Annotated in this window: 9 protein-coding genes; 7 read left to right on the top strand and 2 right to left on the bottom strand. The window is 47.0% G+C overall.

Features of this window, described 5'->3' with window-relative positions:
- Positions 1-452: 452 nt before the first annotated feature.
- The gene (locus tag BFP72_RS13090) at positions 453-3,380 is read right to left on the bottom strand and encodes a triple tyrosine motif-containing protein (RefSeq protein WP_099599559.1); all 2,928 of its coding nucleotides are present in this window, start codon (positions 3,378-3,380) and stop codon (positions 453-455) included.
- A 245-nt stretch (positions 3,381-3,625) separates the two neighbouring features.
- On the opposite strand from BFP72_RS13090, the gene BFP72_RS13085 reads away from it, so the two are divergent.
- From BFP72_RS13085 to BFP72_RS13060, 6 genes are all read left to right on the top strand, one after another.
- Complete coding sequence (locus BFP72_RS13085; protein ID WP_221406519.1) at positions 3,626-5,059, top strand: PKD domain-containing protein; 1,434 nt, start codon at positions 3,626-3,628, stop codon at positions 5,057-5,059.
- Between the two features lie 66 nt (positions 5,060-5,125).
- Entirely contained in the window at positions 5,126-6,238 is a 1,113-nt protein-coding gene (locus BFP72_RS13080; RefSeq protein WP_255397217.1) for a glycoside hydrolase family 16 protein, read from the top strand.
- 1 nt (position 6,239) lies between these two features.
- Positions 6,240-7,055, top strand: coding sequence for a family 16 glycosylhydrolase (locus BFP72_RS13075; protein ID WP_099599557.1), 816 nt, complete (start codon positions 6,240-6,242; stop codon positions 7,053-7,055).
- 31 nt (positions 7,056-7,086) lie between these two features.
- Positions 7,087-10,182, top strand: coding sequence for a TonB-dependent receptor (locus tag BFP72_RS13070; protein WP_158233404.1), 3,096 nt, complete (start codon positions 7,087-7,089; stop codon positions 10,180-10,182).
- Between the two features lie 20 nt (positions 10,183-10,202).
- Positions 10,203-11,753, top strand: a complete 1,551-nt coding sequence (locus tag BFP72_RS13065; protein WP_099599555.1) for a RagB/SusD family nutrient uptake outer membrane protein — start codon at positions 10,203-10,205, stop codon at positions 11,751-11,753.
- 68 nt (positions 11,754-11,821) lie between these two features.
- The gene (locus BFP72_RS13060) at positions 11,822-13,507 is read left to right on the top strand and encodes a DUF5107 domain-containing protein (protein WP_099599554.1); all 1,686 of its coding nucleotides are present in this window, start codon (positions 11,822-11,824) and stop codon (positions 13,505-13,507) included.
- Positions 13,508-13,579: 72 nt separating this feature from the next.
- On the opposite strand, the gene BFP72_RS13055 is transcribed toward BFP72_RS13060, so the two are convergent.
- Positions 13,580-16,366, bottom strand: coding sequence for a sugar-binding domain-containing protein (locus BFP72_RS13055; protein WP_099599553.1), 2,787 nt, complete (start codon positions 16,364-16,366; stop codon positions 13,580-13,582).
- Positions 16,367-16,979: 613 nt separating this feature from the next.
- Between BFP72_RS13055 and BFP72_RS19225 the strand changes: the two genes are divergently transcribed.
- Complete coding sequence (locus BFP72_RS19225) at positions 16,980-17,156, top strand: hypothetical protein (RefSeq protein ID WP_158233403.1); 177 nt, start codon at positions 16,980-16,982, stop codon at positions 17,154-17,156.
- Positions 17,157-17,236: the final 80 nt, after the last annotated feature.

Below are 17,236 nucleotides of genomic sequence, written 5' to 3'. Positions count from 1 at the left end.
TTCTGTGCACCAGTGTCTTGTACAATTATCAGTTGCTACAGACTGAAATCGAAATTAATCTACCCTACATTAATACATCATGGGCCCGCTCTGTGCTACTTCAAAAACACTACAGGTGCGCTAAAAGGTTTGAATAATCGGTTTGAAGGGTGTTTTTGATTGTCAGGAAGAAGAAATTCTAAATACATCATTAATTCGTAGGAGAGCGTCAGGGCCTACATCAAGAGGCGTGGATGATCGTCGTGGCACGAGCTCCCGTCAGCTATAAACCGTCCATTCTTTCTAGGAGGATGCAGGCTCTACTGCCCAAAGGTTCTGCAGTCCGTAGTGTTCGTTATGCGGTCTATTGAGAGGTCTTTGCAGTCTGTCGAGTGGTTAGTTGTAGGGGCTGCAGCGCTTTGGTGGGTCTAGGGGTAGTTCTACTACACGAAGTTGGGTACTGCCGCAACTCTCTAAAACCTCCCTATGAACTCCGATAGGTTGACTTCTCTGTCTAGGTTCAATTTTTTTCTCAGCCTGTACCGGGCGATTTCTACTCCTCTGGTCGTGATATTCATCAATTGTGCAATCTCCTTGGTAGAGAGACTCATTCGGAGATAGTTGGATAGCTTGACCTCTTGCGGAGATAGGTTGGCGTACTCCTGCCTGAGCCGCGTGGTGAAATCTCCGTGTACTTGATCAAAGTACTGTTGGAAATGCTCCCATTCATCATCATGTGATATGCTGCGGTCGATCTTTTTTAGCATTTCTTTGAGGGCTCGGGTGTTGCTATTTTTCTTGTCTTGGTCTAGGATTTGTTTGATGTCGTTTTTGAGTCCTGATAGCAGTTGGTTTTTGTCAATCAAGTTCATGGTAGAACTGGCCAGCTCTTTGTTTTTGGTATTGATCTCTAGTTCTAAGTTTTCATTTTTGAGCTTCATGATCTCCGTTTTTGATTTTTCGGATAGTTCGACCATTTCGTTGTCTTTGCGTATGAGTTCTCTTTTCTGAGTCATTTTCATGACCTTTTTTTCTTTTTTGTGGACCAGGTTTTGGGAAATGATGATGGCACTGATGCTTCCCGCGAAGAGGATGAAGAATAGCACATAGGCCAACTTGGTGCGGTACCATGGAGGGTTGATGCTGAATCGAAAACGAGCCACTTCGCTTTCTACGTCATAGATGTTTTTGGCTTTGACGATGAATTCGTAAGCCCCTTCTCGTAGATTGGTGTATTCTTTTTCGGTATTGGTTGTCCATAGTGACCAGTCTTTCTCGAATCCCTCGAGGCGGTAGCTGTATTCTGTTTTCATGTCCTCGTCTATGAAAGTAGAGCTGAACTGGAAGAGGACGGAGTTTGTGTCGTAGCTAAACTCGGGATCCGAATGGGTCGGCTGATTGGTTACTATTTTGCCATCTTTTTGGAAACTCCCATCGAAGAGGATTCGGTCATCATTGGTCGAAAAAACACGGCGAATCAATACTTTGATGGGGTTTAATAGGATCGATTTTTTTTGTGGGTCAAAATGAATGAAGCCTTCGTGAGCACCGAATAGTACATTGCCAAAATCCAATACTGAGATGTCTTCCAAGTCGTCGTTCAATTTGCTGTGGATTTTGTTGAATACTTTGGTGTCCATGCTGTAGTTGTTGAATTTGTCTTTGATCAGGACACCCGAAAAATTCGACGCGATGAAGTAGATGTTGCCGTTGGCATCTTCTTGCATTTCACGAATGTGGATTTTGGGTCCAAACAGCGCGGTGAATTTGTCGTGTAAGACAAAGGAGTCGTGCTCTTTGTCGTAGCGGTAGATCCCTTGGCCCGAGCAGAAGATGTTTTCGTTGTTGATGCTAAAGATATTGATGAGTCGATTGGTGGCAAAACCATTTCTGTCATCATAGAACCGGACTGAGTCGATTTTGCTGTAGTCTGCTGCGGGGTAGATTTTGAATACCCCCTTGTAGCCATGCGTCATCCATATCGATCCATCCACGTCTTCGATAAATACGCGGGAGGACTCCCTGAGTCCATCGAGTAAGCCTTCGCTTTTCCATTGTTCGTTTTGCTTGTGGTAGACTTTCATGCCCAAGTAATTGCCCTCTAGGAGTAGCGAGGGGTTGTTTTGAGGGACGATGAACTTCCAAGCACCTTCGGTCGTCGAAAACCGGTCGGCCACTCCTTGGTCCAAGAAAGTAGCGCCATCTTCATGACCAAGTAGAATTTTGTTTTCAAATCCTCGGATCGAATAGATTTGTCCATTCATGGGCTTGCTTGTGTGGTAGTCGTTGAGGGTATAGGGAGGGGTCTTTTTGTTGTTGATCAAGTAGAGCCCGTTGTTGGTCCCTAGATAGAGCCCATCTTGGTTGGAGTAGCTGCAGTATCCTGCGCCTTCGAGATCGAATTGTTGGTTGATGTATGTGAAAGGAGAGGAGAGTTCGATTTTGGCCAGTCCGTTGTTTTGTCCGACCCATAGGTTGCCAAACTCGTCCTCCATCAGACCAAAGATGGTTTTGTTGTTGAATCCCCTTTCTTTGTCCAGCTTCGAAAGAATTTCACCTTCATTGCTGATAAGGAAAATGCCGTTGCTACGCGTGCCTATAGCCAGCATATGGTTGGACAGGGGGAGTACTGTTTGGATAAAGACGGAGCGCAATACGTGGTTGGCGTCTACTTTCCATGTTTCGAATTTGCTGCCGTTGTAATAGTAGAGTCCATGCTCTTCGGTACATACCAATAGCCTGTCGTTGGCCAAGGGGATCAAGCCTGCGATGCGCTGGTCTGAGAATACTTCACTGCCATAGACCATGATTTGATGGCCTTTCTCGATGAAGGTCAATCCTTTGTTTTCTTGATAAATATAAAGCTGATTGTTGGCGACAAAAGACGACCCGATTTCAATGTCTTGTGCTTCAATAGTGACTGTCTCTCCGTCGTATTTGTAGATGTGGGTGTCGGTGCAGAAGTAGATGTTTTCTTCGATGACGTAGCATTTCCAAACCTCTCCGACTTGCTGCTGAGGACTGGGGAGTAAGTCGGAGAGAGAGTGGTAGGTCATCCTGCCTTCTGGATTGGGAAAAAAATAGCCAAACTGATTTTGAGCGCCTACATATATGCTGCCGTTGGCATGCAAGGAGACGGATCTTACCTTGGTACCGTTGCTGACGGAGTAGATACGCCAGCGACTGCCGTCGTATTCGAGCAGCCCGTAGTTGTTGGCGATATAGATGAGACCTCTTTGGTCTTGGAGGAGGTCGTTGTTTTGCATGCCCGCTTCGTATTCTTTGGGAGAATAGGTAGTGATGAAAGGAACCCCCTTGTAATCATGGGCAATAGCCGAATGGCTGAAAATGGATAGGAATAACAGGAAGGAGCACAGCTGTGATGTAGTCACTTTGTTCATTGTCGGGAAAATGTAAATTAATCTTTCATGATAAATATGTGTATTATTTGCTTTAAAAGCTATTATTAGCACCTGTTGATGAGTTTTTGATGTATTCTATTTTTGGCATTGATGTATTATTGTGCAGGCTGTATTTTGACGCGATGCGATTTAGTTTCTCATAATTGTAACCATGGATGAAGCGAAAACCGAAAGACTTTCGACTTCTCTGACAAGAGCAATTACTAAAACTAAATTTTCTAAGCATGAAAAAAACAAGACTAATTTACGGACTCATGTCAATGATGATCATGGGCATTGTTATGATGGGATGTTCTACCGATGATGGGGGCGAACCCGAAGCAAAAGACCCGATAGCCAGCTTTCAAGTAGAGATAGACGAAGCGGATTTCTTTGAAGCGACTTTTAGCAATTTCTCTCAAAATGCCACGAGCTATACTTGGGATTTCGGTGATGAGGTGGGCACCTCTACCGAGGAGAATCCAGTCTACACGTATCTCGCAGGTGGTACATATACGGTGACTTTGACAGCTGCCAACGATGCGGGTGTTGAAGCCGAGTTTTCTTCAGACGTGACCGTGACGGATCCAGACGAGCAATTGACACTGTTGTCAGGAGTTACATCAAAGACGTGGAAGCTGTTAAGAGAAGGAGCCGCACTGGGGATAGGCCCGGCAGAAGCTACTTGGTACTCATGGTGGACTTTGAGCAATGACGGATCAAGAAATTGTTTGTTTGATGACGAGTTTACCTACCACAGAGATGGAACCTTCGAATACCAAGCCGCTGGCACTTTCTGGGGTGAAGCTGATTATTATGCAGAGTCTGACAAGGCAGACTTGAACGAGAACTGTGTCGAGGAGTCCGCAGCTAATCTGACTGTCGATGGGGTAGACTACAGTGCATGGTTATCTTCTGATACCCATAGTTATGAGTATAGCTCATCGGAAGGCACGATTACACTTACAGGTGCAGGTGCATGGATGGGCTTGTACAAGTTGGGGTCTACTACTTACAATCCCAAAGGAACTACACCTCCTTCTAGTACTTCATTTTCGGCTGTTTTGGCTGATGGAGGAGATTCAGGGGTGGATACCTTGACGATAGGGTTTCAATATGAGGCCGAATATTGGAGAGCGATTTACGTGAGTTATGCCAACGCAGCAGATGAGCCTGCAATGGGAGTGAAAGAAGAAGTCGAAGAGGTAGAGACTGTGATTGATGCAGTGAACATTGACCTAGAGTCTGATGCATTTAGCTTTGGTGGATTTGGAAGTGCCTCACCGAGTATCGTTGACAACCCAGTATCAGGCGGTATCAATACTTCGGCCAAAGTAGGTCAAGTAGACGAAACTGATGGTGCAGAAGGTTGGTCAGGGATTTCGACCAACCTAGGAGGAAAGGTAGATTTCAGTACCAAGCAAACCTTCAAAATGAAAGTCTACTCTCCAGCGGCGGGTACCATCGTGAAGTTCAAATTGGAAAGTAGCGCAAACGCTGCGGACAACAAGGAGATCGATGTGACAACTACAGTCGCCAATGAGTGGGAAGAGCTGAGCTTTACTTTCGCAGCAGAAGACACAGAAAAGTGGGATGTCATGGCATTGTTTTTTGATTTCCAAACGGTGAACAAAGAGGGTGCACGTGTACACTACTTTGATGATATCATTCTAGAATAATATTCACTCTGCACATACAGCAGTGTACACAAGCGTGTACACTGCTTCATTTTTAAATTCAATCCGATGATGAGATTCTACATACCTCTATTGATGGCCTTCCTATTTCTGTTTTCTTGTGAAGAAGAGGAGGGGCAAACAGATTTGACCAATCCTTCCAATCTAGACGTTGAAGTGACCATCGCCGATGACCTATCTGGGCGAGTCGATGTCCTCGCTACGGGCGACAATGTGACCCAGTATCAGTATTATATGGGCGAAGATCCAGACTCCTACGAATTTAGCTTGGATGGCAAATTGACGTATACCTATACGGCGTTTGGCATCTACGAGATTGAGGTGAGAGCCTATGGGGAGTCAGGGCGCTATATCAGCAAAACACAAGAAGTCAACATTCAAATTGGAGAAGAAGGAGGTCCTATCGACCTGGAAGATGGGTATTCGACTCCTACATCGTACGAAGGGATGGATCTGGTGTGGCACGATGAGTTCAACGGGACTAGTCTCAATAGTTCGGATTGGAGCTATGAGACAGGGACTGGCAGCAACGGCTGGGGCAACAACGAGCTTCAGTATTATCGTCAAGAAAACACGACGGTTGGCGAAGGGGTATTGACCATCACAGCCAAGAAGGAATCTTTTCAGGGACGAGAGTATACTTCGTCGAGATTGGTGACTGCCAAGAAGCAAGAGTTCACTTACGGGAGAGTAGACATTAGAGCTTTGTTGCCCAAAGGACAGGGTCTGTGGCCGGCACTATGGATGCTAGGCGCCAATTATCAGACTGTCACTTGGCCGGCTTGTGGGGAGATCGACATCATGGAGTTGGTCGGTGGCACGGACAGAGATGATGAAGTCCACGGGACTGTCCACTGGGAGCATGGAGGCAACTATGCCAGCTATGGCAAAGGAACCAAACTGTCATCTGGGGTTTTTGCGGACGAATACCATGTGTTTTCGATCGTATGGGATGAGAGTAAAATCACTTGGTATGTCGACGACAAGCAGTTCAATGTAATTGATACCACGTCAGATGAGCTGAGTGAGTTTCACCATGATTATTTCTTCATCATGAATATCGCCGTAGGAGGCAACTGGCCTGGAAGTCCAAATGCATCGACGGTGTTTCCACAGACGATGAAGGTGGACTACATCAGGATGTTTCAAAAGAGTGAGTAAAATGAGGAGTAGACTGAATTGCTTTTTGATCGTAGGACTCGTCAGTTTGGGTGCTTGTGTATCATCTAGTGAGAGCAAGGGTAAGAAGTACAGCATGTTGGTGTGGTCGGATGAGTTTGATTACACGGGGGTGCCTGATACGACCAAATGGACCTATGATTTGGGAAATGGTTGTCCAAGCTCGTGTGGCTGGGGCAACAATGAATTGCAGCAATACACCGATGACCCATCCAACGCCTACGTGGAAGAGGGCAAATTGAAGATTGTATTGCGTCAGGATAGTGTGAGCGATAGCCTATTTACTTCAGCGAGACTGTTGTCTACAGGCAACAGAGGGTGGAGATACGGTCGCTTTGTGTTGAGAGCAAAACTACCTTCAGCTCTAGGGACCTGGTCTGCACTATGGATGCTCCCGACCGAATGGACGTACGGGGGATGGCCACATAGTGGTGAGATCGACATCATGGAGAATGTCGGATATGACCCAGACAGTATTGTGTCAGCTACGCATACCGCTATGTACAATGGTGCGCAAGGTACACAAAAGCATAGGGCGATAGCTGTACCAGATTGTGATACTACTTTTCACAACTACATCTTGGAATGGGACGAAGAGGAATACAGAGTCTATGTAGATGAGCGGTTATTTTTTACTTATCAAAACGAAGGCTCTTCATCGGCTCAATGGCCCTATGACCAGTATTTTCGACTGATCATGAACATCGCCTATGGGGGCAACTGGGGAGGCTTGATGGGCATAGAGCCCGCAGCACTTCCGGTCACAATGGAAGTGGATTATGTAAGAGTATATCAATGAGAATTGATTGCCAAAACCAAATATGAAAGACATGAATAAACGTATACAGAATTTTTTAGCAGTCATGCTGATGACCTTGATGGCGTCTCAAGTATTCGCGCAAGGAAGGAGCATTTCGGGTGTCGTCCGTGACGCATCCAACGGGGAGACCATCCCTGGCGCGACGGTTATCGTCGAAGGGACGGCCAACGGTACAGTCACAGATATAGATGGACGCTACACTTTGAGTATTTCGGGGGAAGCTGAGAAGGTGGTCGTTTCCTTTGTGGGCTATGAGCCGCTGGAGCTACCTATCGGCGGGCGCTCGATCATCGATGCAGAGCTTCAGATTTCTTTGACCGAACTCACAGAGGTAGTCGTGATAGGCTATGGGACACAAAGTAAAAAAGTGGTGACTGGAGCCATAGCCAGTGTGTCGGCCAAGCAAATCACATCGACACCAATTTTGCGCGTGGAGCAAGCGCTGCAAGGACGAACGGCAGGGGTCCAGGTGACCAACCTGTCAGGACAGCCGGGTGAAGCTCCCACAGTACGAATCAGGGGAGCAGGTACCACGGGAGATGCCAGTCCGATCTATGTCGTAGACGGCATGGTGGTCGGGGGGATCGACTACCTCAACCCGGGTGATATCGAAAGCATGGATGTATTGAAAGATGCGGCTTCTGCAGCGATCTATGGAGCAAGAGCAGCCAATGGAGTCGTACTGATCACGACCAAATCAGGAGAAGAGGGAAGAATGAACGTCACCTACTCGGGCTACTATGGCATGCAAAATGCCGCCAAGACCATCGACATGCTCAATGCAGAGCAGTACCGCATGATGCAAAACGAAGGGGCTCGAAACGGCGGGTTGGATGAGCCCTTTGATCTCGCTCAACTCCCAGCACATGATACCGATTGGCAAGAGGAGTTATTCACGAAAAATGCCCCTATGAGTAATCATGAGATACAAGTGACAGGTGGGTCTGAAAAGTCGTCTTTTGCATCTTCCTTGTCCGCCTTCTCGCAGCAGGGAATCATCGGAGGAGAAAAATCACAGTTCGACCGATACACGGCTAGGTTCAATTCTAGACAGCATGTGACGTCTTGGTTTAATTTTGGCAACAACCTCGCCTATACGCACAAGACCACTAGAGGGATCTCGAGCAATACCTCGTTTGGTGGAGCATACAGTTCCGCACTCAACTTGGATCCTTTGACTCCTTTGACAGAGCAAGACCCAGATATTTTGTCTCAGAGTCCCTATGCTAGCGAACCCGTACTCTATGCAGACAATGGTTTCCCTTATGGGATCTCTACCAACGTAGGATCAGAGATTGTCAATCCGATTGCCTTGATAGACAATCAGCACGGCGAATGGAATGAAGACAAACTGGTTGGAGGTATTTATGCCGAGTTTATCCCTGTCAAGGGCTTGACCATCAAAACGGCTTACTCGATTGATTTGGCGATAGGGATCAACAGTAATTTTACACCTCTGTTTTACCTCAACGGATCACAGGGCAATCTCGAAAGAACCAGTGTCAGCAAAGAGGCTCAAAGATGGTTCAACTGGCAGTGGGACAACACCATTACCTATTCCAAGAAGATCAATGAGCACAACTTCTCGGTGCTGTTTGGGACCTCTGCACAAGAGCGGACTTGGGAAAATGTAGGAGGCTCCAAAGACAAAGTGCCGTTGACAGACTACGATCACGTGTACATCGATCAGGCACAGGACACAGTGGCCAATGCTTGGGGAGGTGCTACCGAAGACGCCCTGTATTCGTATTTTGGTAGAATCACCTATGATTTCAAAGACCGCTATTCTGTGACAGCTATTTTGAGACGAGACGGATCGAGCAAGTTTGGTGACAACAACAAGTACGGCTACTTCCCATCTTTAGGCGTGGCGTGGGTACTGAGCGATGAGGCATTTATGCAAAACATAGGGCCAATCAATTTGCTGAAATTCCGTGCTTCGTGGGGGATCAATGGCAATGAATCCATTCCTAGATTTAGATATGCTTCGCCGATGAACTACACACGAGGCTATACTTTAGATGGTGGCTATGGAGTGGGCGCATCTCCAGCCTATGCTGCGAATGCAGACATTCAGTGGGAGGAATCCATTCAACTGGATTTGGCGATTGATTTTGGGCTCTTCGAAAACCGTCTGACGGGGACAGTTGATGTCTACAACAAGACGACCAATAAACTGCTGTACAATCCTCCGACTCAGCCACATGCGGGTATTGCTCCTCCCTACCAAAATGTAGGGTCTGTGGAGAACAAAGGGATAGAGATGTCTTTGGATTTTAGAAATGCGGCTGGAGAGCTGAACTACTCGATAGGAGCCAATGCTACGTACAACAAGAATGAAATGCTCAAAATAGACGGGACGGGCAATGCCAACATCCCAGGGGCGAGTTGGGCAGTAGCAGGGCCTGTGACCAATACCATCGAGGGAGAGCCTATTTCTTACTTTTATGGCTACAAAACTGACGGTATATTCCAGAGCAATGCGGAGGTGTTTCAGCACATCGGCCCCAAAGGGGAACCTCTCCAACCCAACGCTGTGCCAGGGGATGTTCGCTTTGTAGACCTCAATGGAGATGGAATCTTGGACGACAAGGACCGCACCAAAATCGGAAATCCTACACCAGACTGGACCTTTGGATTCAATGGTTCGTTGGATTACAAAGGAGTGGATTTCTCCTTCCTGTTTACAGGGACGTTGGGCAATGATATTTTTGCAGGCCAGCAGCGACGTGATTTGCGCTATACCAACATGCCGACAGACATGTTGGACAGATGGACTGTGGACAACCCTAGTACAAGTACTCCGCGGTTCACCTGGACCGATACCAACAACAACAGCAGAGTTTCAGACTTGTACATCGAAGATGGGTCCTATCTGAGACTGAAAAACATCCAAGTAGGCTACACTTTGCCAAGCAGTATTCTGGATAGAATAGGCGCCAACACCTGGAGGTTCTATGTGTCTGCCGAAAACGTGATCACCCTCACCAACTACAGCGGTGCGGATCCAGAGATCGGTGCGATGAGTGCATTCGATATTGCGATCGATCGTGGGGTGTATCCTCAAGCGAGGACTTTTAGAGTGGGGACATCCATTACATTTTAAGGATATAAAGAATTTGAATTATGAAAACAAATAGGAAATATATTTTATCGCTGTTGGCTTCATGTGTTTTATGGAGCTGTTCGGATGATTTCTTGGATAGACCAGACCTAATCAATCCAGATTCGCAAAATTTCTATCAAACCGAGTCAGATGCCATGCAAGCGCTGATGGCCTGTTATGATGGGATACAGGCACAGGCTTACGAGACGACATGGGCACCTGTACTTACGGTATCGGACGTCTTGTCAGATCATGCTTTCGCAGGAGGTAGTGATGCCAACGATGGCTTCAACTACCAGCAGCTCAACACCTTCAAGGTACCTGCTGAGAACCCACAAACGGGGACTTTGTGGAAGAAAAACTATGTAGGAGTCTACAGGGCCAATCTTTTTTTGGAGAAAATCGATGGGATAGATGCCAGTGAGGAATTCAAAACGAGAACTTCGGCAGAAGCCAAATTTTGTCGTGCCTATTCTTACTTCGAGTTGTTGAGATTTTTTGAGAACATCCCGTTCATGACAGAGACGATCAAAGGTTCGGACTACAACATGCCGCAAGCAGACCCAGTAGAAGTATACAACCAAGTCGCGCTTGATTTGTACGAGGCAGCCAATGATTTGCCAGAGGTGATTGCTGCAGACGAAACGGGACGATTGAGCAAATGGGCTGCCAAGTCCATGTTGGCACGAGTATTTTTGTTTTACAATGGAGTCTATGGCAAGGATTTGGTCGCTGGAGGTGTGACCTTGGACAAGGCGGCCGTTTTGGCAGAGCTCGAAGACGTCATCGCCAACAGCGGGCACGACTTGCTGGATGATTATGCCATGTTGTTTAGGTTGGAGTCAGAGTACAGCATAGAGTCCGTATTTGAGATTGGATATGGGGATTCTCCTGGATGGGGAGACTGGGGATACATCCCTGGTGGAGAAGGCAACCTGGCAGCACAGCTACAAGGACCCAGAGCTGGAGGAGGAGGTGATTGGAACCGAGGCTGGAGTTATGCCCCCGTTTCGTATAAGGTTGTGGAGGCTTTTGATCCAGCGGATGTTCGGTTGGAAGCTACGATTCTCCACGAATCAGAAATCAATACGACGGTAGACCATGGCTTTCAGCACACGACCTACTTTTCTCAGAAGTACTCATCAGATAAGGAGCACTGGGGAACGGATGGTTCGTTGGAGCTAAATCGCAAGGCGAACTTTAGAGTGATTCGTTTTGCTGATGTCTTGCTCATGGCAGCAGAATTGGGGAGTCCCAATGCACAAGATTATCTCGATAGAGTGAGAACGCGTGCTGGCGTACCGTCGATACCTGCCACCGCTGACAACATCTACAACGAGCGTTCATTGGAGCTGGCCTTGGAGGGATTGAGGTATTTTGATCTGCTCCGAAAAGGATTGACCTACGCAGAGTCCGAATTGACCCAAGTGGGAGAGCGCGGACCATTGTACGAAGGTGAGCAAGTCAACTTCGATGTAACCTTTGATGTTGCAACGAGAGGATTTTTGCCGATCCCGCAAGATGCATTGGATTTATCCAATGGCAACTTCACACAGAACGACGGGTACTAAAAAATTGTAGCTCGTTTTATTCCTACTTAGAAGGAGGCATTGCCTCCTTTTTTTTATCCTATTCTACCATGAACTATTTGAAAAAAGTCAATTCATTATACCTCCTATTGTCGTTACTGATTGTCGGTCTATCTTGTACCTCGTCACAAGCCCAAGTCATCTTGCGGGACACTACGGTGACGTGGCAACATCATAGTTATGCCTTGAATCCTGACTATAGTATGGATACTTGGACTACTGACAATACGGATATCGAAGAGGTTTCCTTTTCGGGAGCAAAAGTCATCGAAAATGACCTCATCCGATTGGTTATCGTGCCAGAGTATGGCGCACGAGTCCTGTCTCATTATTATAAGCCTACACAGCACGAGTACCTCTATCAGAGCGAATGTGGTTCTCCTTATGGAATGAATGCAGGCAATTTCTACTACGATTGGCTGATGGTGTGGGGAGGGATTTTCCCGACCTTTCCAGAGCCAGAGCATGGCAAGACCTGGCTCGTGCCGTGGGACTATTCGGTGGTGAAAAATACCACAGATACCGTCACGATCCAAATGCAATACACCGACGAGAGGAGTTTTGACGGTGCACCAGGTGGGTTCAACAACGGTACGACCAATGTCACTTGTGTCGTAGAAGTAAGCGTCTACAGTCATAGTGCGGTGTGGGATTTTGATGTCAAACTCATCAACAACGAGGCGGAAAGTGTGAACTACGAGTATTGGACATGTACCACCCTAACTCCCGGTTCTGAGGAGGGAAAGACCGCTTCGCCGCTCAATTCCGAAATGATCATTCCGTCCGAAGAGTACTTTGCCGCCTGGAGCCCTGGTGCATGGATCGGCAACTATAACAGTTACTATGCCATGAGAGATATTGCTTACCTCGATGATTGGGTGGACATGGGGATCGCTTATGCTGCGGATTTCAAGGCCAACTATTGGGGAGTCATCAATCATGAAAATGAGGAGGGAATCATGCGCATCTCGGACAACCAAGAGACACCAGGTGTGAAGCTCTGGACATGGGGGAGAAACAATGTGGACAACAATATGTTTGATTTCAACAACGGAGGAGCAGACAACTACATTGAACTCTGGGCAGGGGCTTCTGAATCCTTTTTTACGGATGCTACCTTGACAGCCAATCAGGAGAAAAGCTGGAAAGAGAGCTACTGTGCGACAGTAGGCATGACAGGTGTCGATGCGATGGATACCCATGCTGCGCTGCACTTGCTGTGGGATGAAGAGGCACAGGGGTTAGGCTATGAGTTGAATACCTTTCAGCCCGATGCGGTCTATACCTTGGTATTGTCTCTAGACGATCCTTCGGGATTCAAGGTGGAGGAAGATGTCGTTTTTGAGGCTTTGGGGCAAGGAGCTGATTATGATTTAGCCACAGAGGATATTGCAGCAGGGTATTATGTGGCAAGCCTCGAATTGCACAATCAAGAAGATGAAGTAGTATTGGCTACCTCACGTGAGATCTACGTCGGGACAGTGCTGCAGGTCGATCGTCCTGCTGTAGGTCTCGATCAGATGGCAATCCATACGATGGGCAATCTGCAGATCATCGCACATATGCCTCAATCAGGGCAGTATAGTTATCAAGTCTACAACCTCAATGGGCAGACAGTGCAACAGGCACATGTGGTAGATAGTCAGATCGATATCCATCTAGCTGAAGCGGGTATATACCTGTTGCGTATAGCAGACGGTCATTCGGTAGTCACCCGAAAAATAGCGGTACGCTAATAAGTGTAAACCGCAATACTGAACCTGACAGGTTTTACTCATTGGATGGTGAAATCTGTCAGGTTTTTTTATCTATAGCAAGGCTTTTAACTCATCTACACCTACTGATTGTTTGGGAGCAAAATCAGTGGAGCTCATGTAGTGGAGCATGGACTGATAGAGCTGTGCAGCCTCGGGTTGGTCGATGATTCTTTCAAGATCAGACATGCATACCAGTAACTTGCCTTTTCCTACTTTGAATTCAAAGATTAAACCCAATTTATGGTTTCGTTCGAGGTTGTCTACTACTTGGACGATTGGTCTGTAGTGGGCTGAGGTACTATCCAAGAAAAGTGACCGGCTGGCTTTGATGATCGAAAACCACTGCCAGTTGGTGTGGTAGTCCGTGGGGAATGACCGGAATAGTGGATGTTCTGGATCCATACATAACCCCAGTGTGCCTGGAGAAACGGGTTTTTTGACCCACTCGCTGATCCCTTTGAACATGCCATAGTTCCAAAAATCAGGAGGAAAATGCCCCGCAACACTTTTGTCTTTGAGGCCTTCCGATTGTGGAAAAAGTAAAACGCTCTGTCCGGCCTCCAATCGGGATAGGGTTGCTTGGTTTAGACTTTTCGAAACGAATACCTTCTCTATATTGTCCTCTAATTCTATACTTGGATACACCCAGAGATCATATTGATTGCTATAGGTCGTGCCAGCGATGGAGGTATGCAGAGTGAGCTGTTTTGCTGTCTCGATCTTCGACAGATGTATGGCAATAGAACCGATAGTGTTTAGTCGACCGTTTGGTATTTCTTGCTGATCAAAGTGGCCTTCTTGGATCACATTTCCTTTTTTGTCCACCAATCGCCAGAGGATATCTCCAGTGAAGGTTTGGTTGCTGTAGTTGGCGATTTTTAGTTGAGACTCGAATGTTTCTGTATTGGTCCATACATATTTGGAAAACTCCATGAGTAGGACTACATCGTTGCAGGACTGGAGCCACTGTTCACGGCTGACGACTCCTTTGTCATCCATAAATGCGTCCAAAATCCCCACCAAGGCCGTTCCTTGCCCCGGAAAGTCTTGCAAGTCCAACAGTTGAAAACCGGCCATTTGTTCCGTGCGTAGAGCGGCTTCCATTTCAGCTTTGTAGCAGAGTGCAGACCATGCTCCTGTAGCTTTTTGGAAGAGACTGTCTTGATCGAGCATACCTGCCTTTTTCAATCTTTCTTGGAATACTTCCAGATTCCAAGCGCGTAGCACTCCTGTGTATTTTTTGATCTCTTGGTAGTCAGGGTAGATCTGGTATTGCCCGATTTCGTGGCTGACCAAGGGCATATCTGTTTGGGAGATAGGGTAATCAAAGTTGATCTCGGTGTTAGGTTTTTGGGTGTTGAGACTACCCCCTCCCCGCGAATCTGCAAAGGCGTGCGTCAACCGGGTGTGGGTCATTGTAGTGTCTCCATCAGAGGGAGTGCGTGATGCCACAAAGAAGTCCGAGCTTTTGGTGGGAGGCATGTAGCCAATGTTGTTGTTAGACCCAAAGGTGTACAAAGGCCTAGAATCAAATGCTTTGAGTGCGGCGATGTTGCCTTCGGTACGATCGTGTCCACTCCATATCTCATTGCCATGGGAGAACATCACAAAAGAGGGGTGATTGGCATAGCTTCGGAGCATGGCCAACCCTTCTTCTCGAAGCATCATCGCCACGGTATTAGATTCTAGCCCTCCCCAGAAGGGGAGTTCGACTTGCAAATAAATTCCTGCCTGATCCGCAGCAGTAAAAGCCGCTTCTGGGGGGCAGTAGGAGTGAAATCGATAGTGATTGATGCCATAGGATTTGGCGATTCCGTAGACGTGTATCCAACTGTCGACATCCATCGGTACATGTCCTGTCAGTGGAAATACCCCTGCTTCGTGTTTCCCGCGAAGGAAAGTCGTCTTACCGTTGATTTGAAATTGCTTAGCGACTGCTTCGAAGCTCCTCATACCAAAGGGGACGCTCATTATATCTATGGTTTCGTCGGTAGAAGAGATCGTCGCGGTGAGATGATATACCGGTTGGTTGTACTCGTCCCATAGCTGTACTTGGTCACCAAGCACGTAGCTGAGTTGTACTATAGAATCACCAGAATGAATGGTTTTTTGAGGGGGTAAATTGGGTACATTTTCACCATCCAAAGTGATACTCAACTCGATCGTCAACGATGGGCTGGTTGTAGGTTTTTTAACCTTTAGCTTCACATCTATACTTTGATGGGTGAGATCAGGGTATACCTGTAGATCTGTGATATGTGTAGTAGGGAGGGAGGCGATGTGCATCTGTCCTAGGATACCATTCCAGTTGGTCTGGGTGTCATCGGAGTAGATATGTACGTGACCGTATGGCGTCAGTGTCAGGCTATTGTCCACGCGCACGGTGATATAGTGTTCACCGGGTGTTAGCAGACTTGTCGCATCAAATCGCTGTGGAGACTGGAGGAGTATGGACTCACCGAGGTAAGTAGAGTCTATCCATACTTGCGAAGGCTTGCTACGCTCCCAGTAGAGCTGTAGCTGTCTTTGGGCAAAAGTAGGAGGTATGATGACCTTTTTGCGATACCAAGCAGCTCCTTCGTATTTGTATAAGCGACTGAGGTGCATGGTCGTCGTATCACGATTGAGCCAGCCCTTTTGATTGGAATCTGTAGTACCAGGCAGGTGCACCGAATCTACCCATTGGGTCAGGTACCATTTGTTAGCTACGCCTTGGTCGGCGGTATCTAGCGCAAATTCCCATTGGCCAGATAGGTCAATATAGTCACGCGTTTCTACGGCCTCTCGTTGACAGGCAAGGAGTGGTAGTAGGCAAAGGAGTACAATGATGCTTCTCATAGTGAAAGAAGGGGCAGACCCATATGTTTTTGACAAAGTAAGCTTAGGTGTCGGATTCTAGAGGGTGAAAAAATGCACGGAGAACCGAGGGCTTGGTCACAACTTTTGTGAAAGGCCACTGTAGAGCAAGAAATAAGGGAACCCATCGTGAGGGTAGCAGAAGTGCATATCCTTCAGTACTAGGCTCTTGCACGAAGAGGACAGGGGATACGTTACACAGCGCGGCAAATACCCCACATACAGGTAACATCGTGTGGTTAGCACATGTTACATTCATCTCCATTCTCCATTGATAATTCACCCCCTTTCAATGTGAAATTCTTCACACATGGTTGAATGGGAGATCAACCATCTTGCTCATACGATTCAATCCTTAACCACGAATAAGAAACGACGATGAATAATGATCCAAACAGACAGCACACCAAAAAGCGATACTTCCTAGTGATGGAGGTGTCGATGGGGGTGTTGATTGTAGGGCTTGTTTACTTCTTGTTGAAACTTTTGATTGGACTATAGCTGGGCTATGGAGAGAGGATTGTAAGTGAAATGACTATTTGGATTTATAAAATGCTACGAATTATGAAACACGATTACGAAAAGAAAAGAGGTCTTGCGAGGACTAAAACCTGGAGTGCCGGAATCGGGGGACCGATACCTGATTGGACTGTTTGACTTGCGTCAAGAGGACAATGCTCTCTCCAAAATCAGGATCAAAAACATGGCCAATGAGCGCTGCTGCAGAGATCGAAGTGAAGAAGTATGCAGAGGTCGTGGGCTACAATATTGAACCTGAATGCATTCAAAAGTGTCAGTTGTAAGACATGAATCGCGACTAACATTGGAGAAAGGCTGAAGTCAGAAGATGTC

Source organism: Reichenbachiella sp. 5M10 (assembly GCF_002742335.1).
Taxonomy (GTDB): Bacteria; Bacteroidota; Bacteroidia; order Cytophagales; family Cyclobacteriaceae; genus Reichenbachiella.
This window is presented reverse-complemented; position numbering and strand designations above follow the sequence as displayed.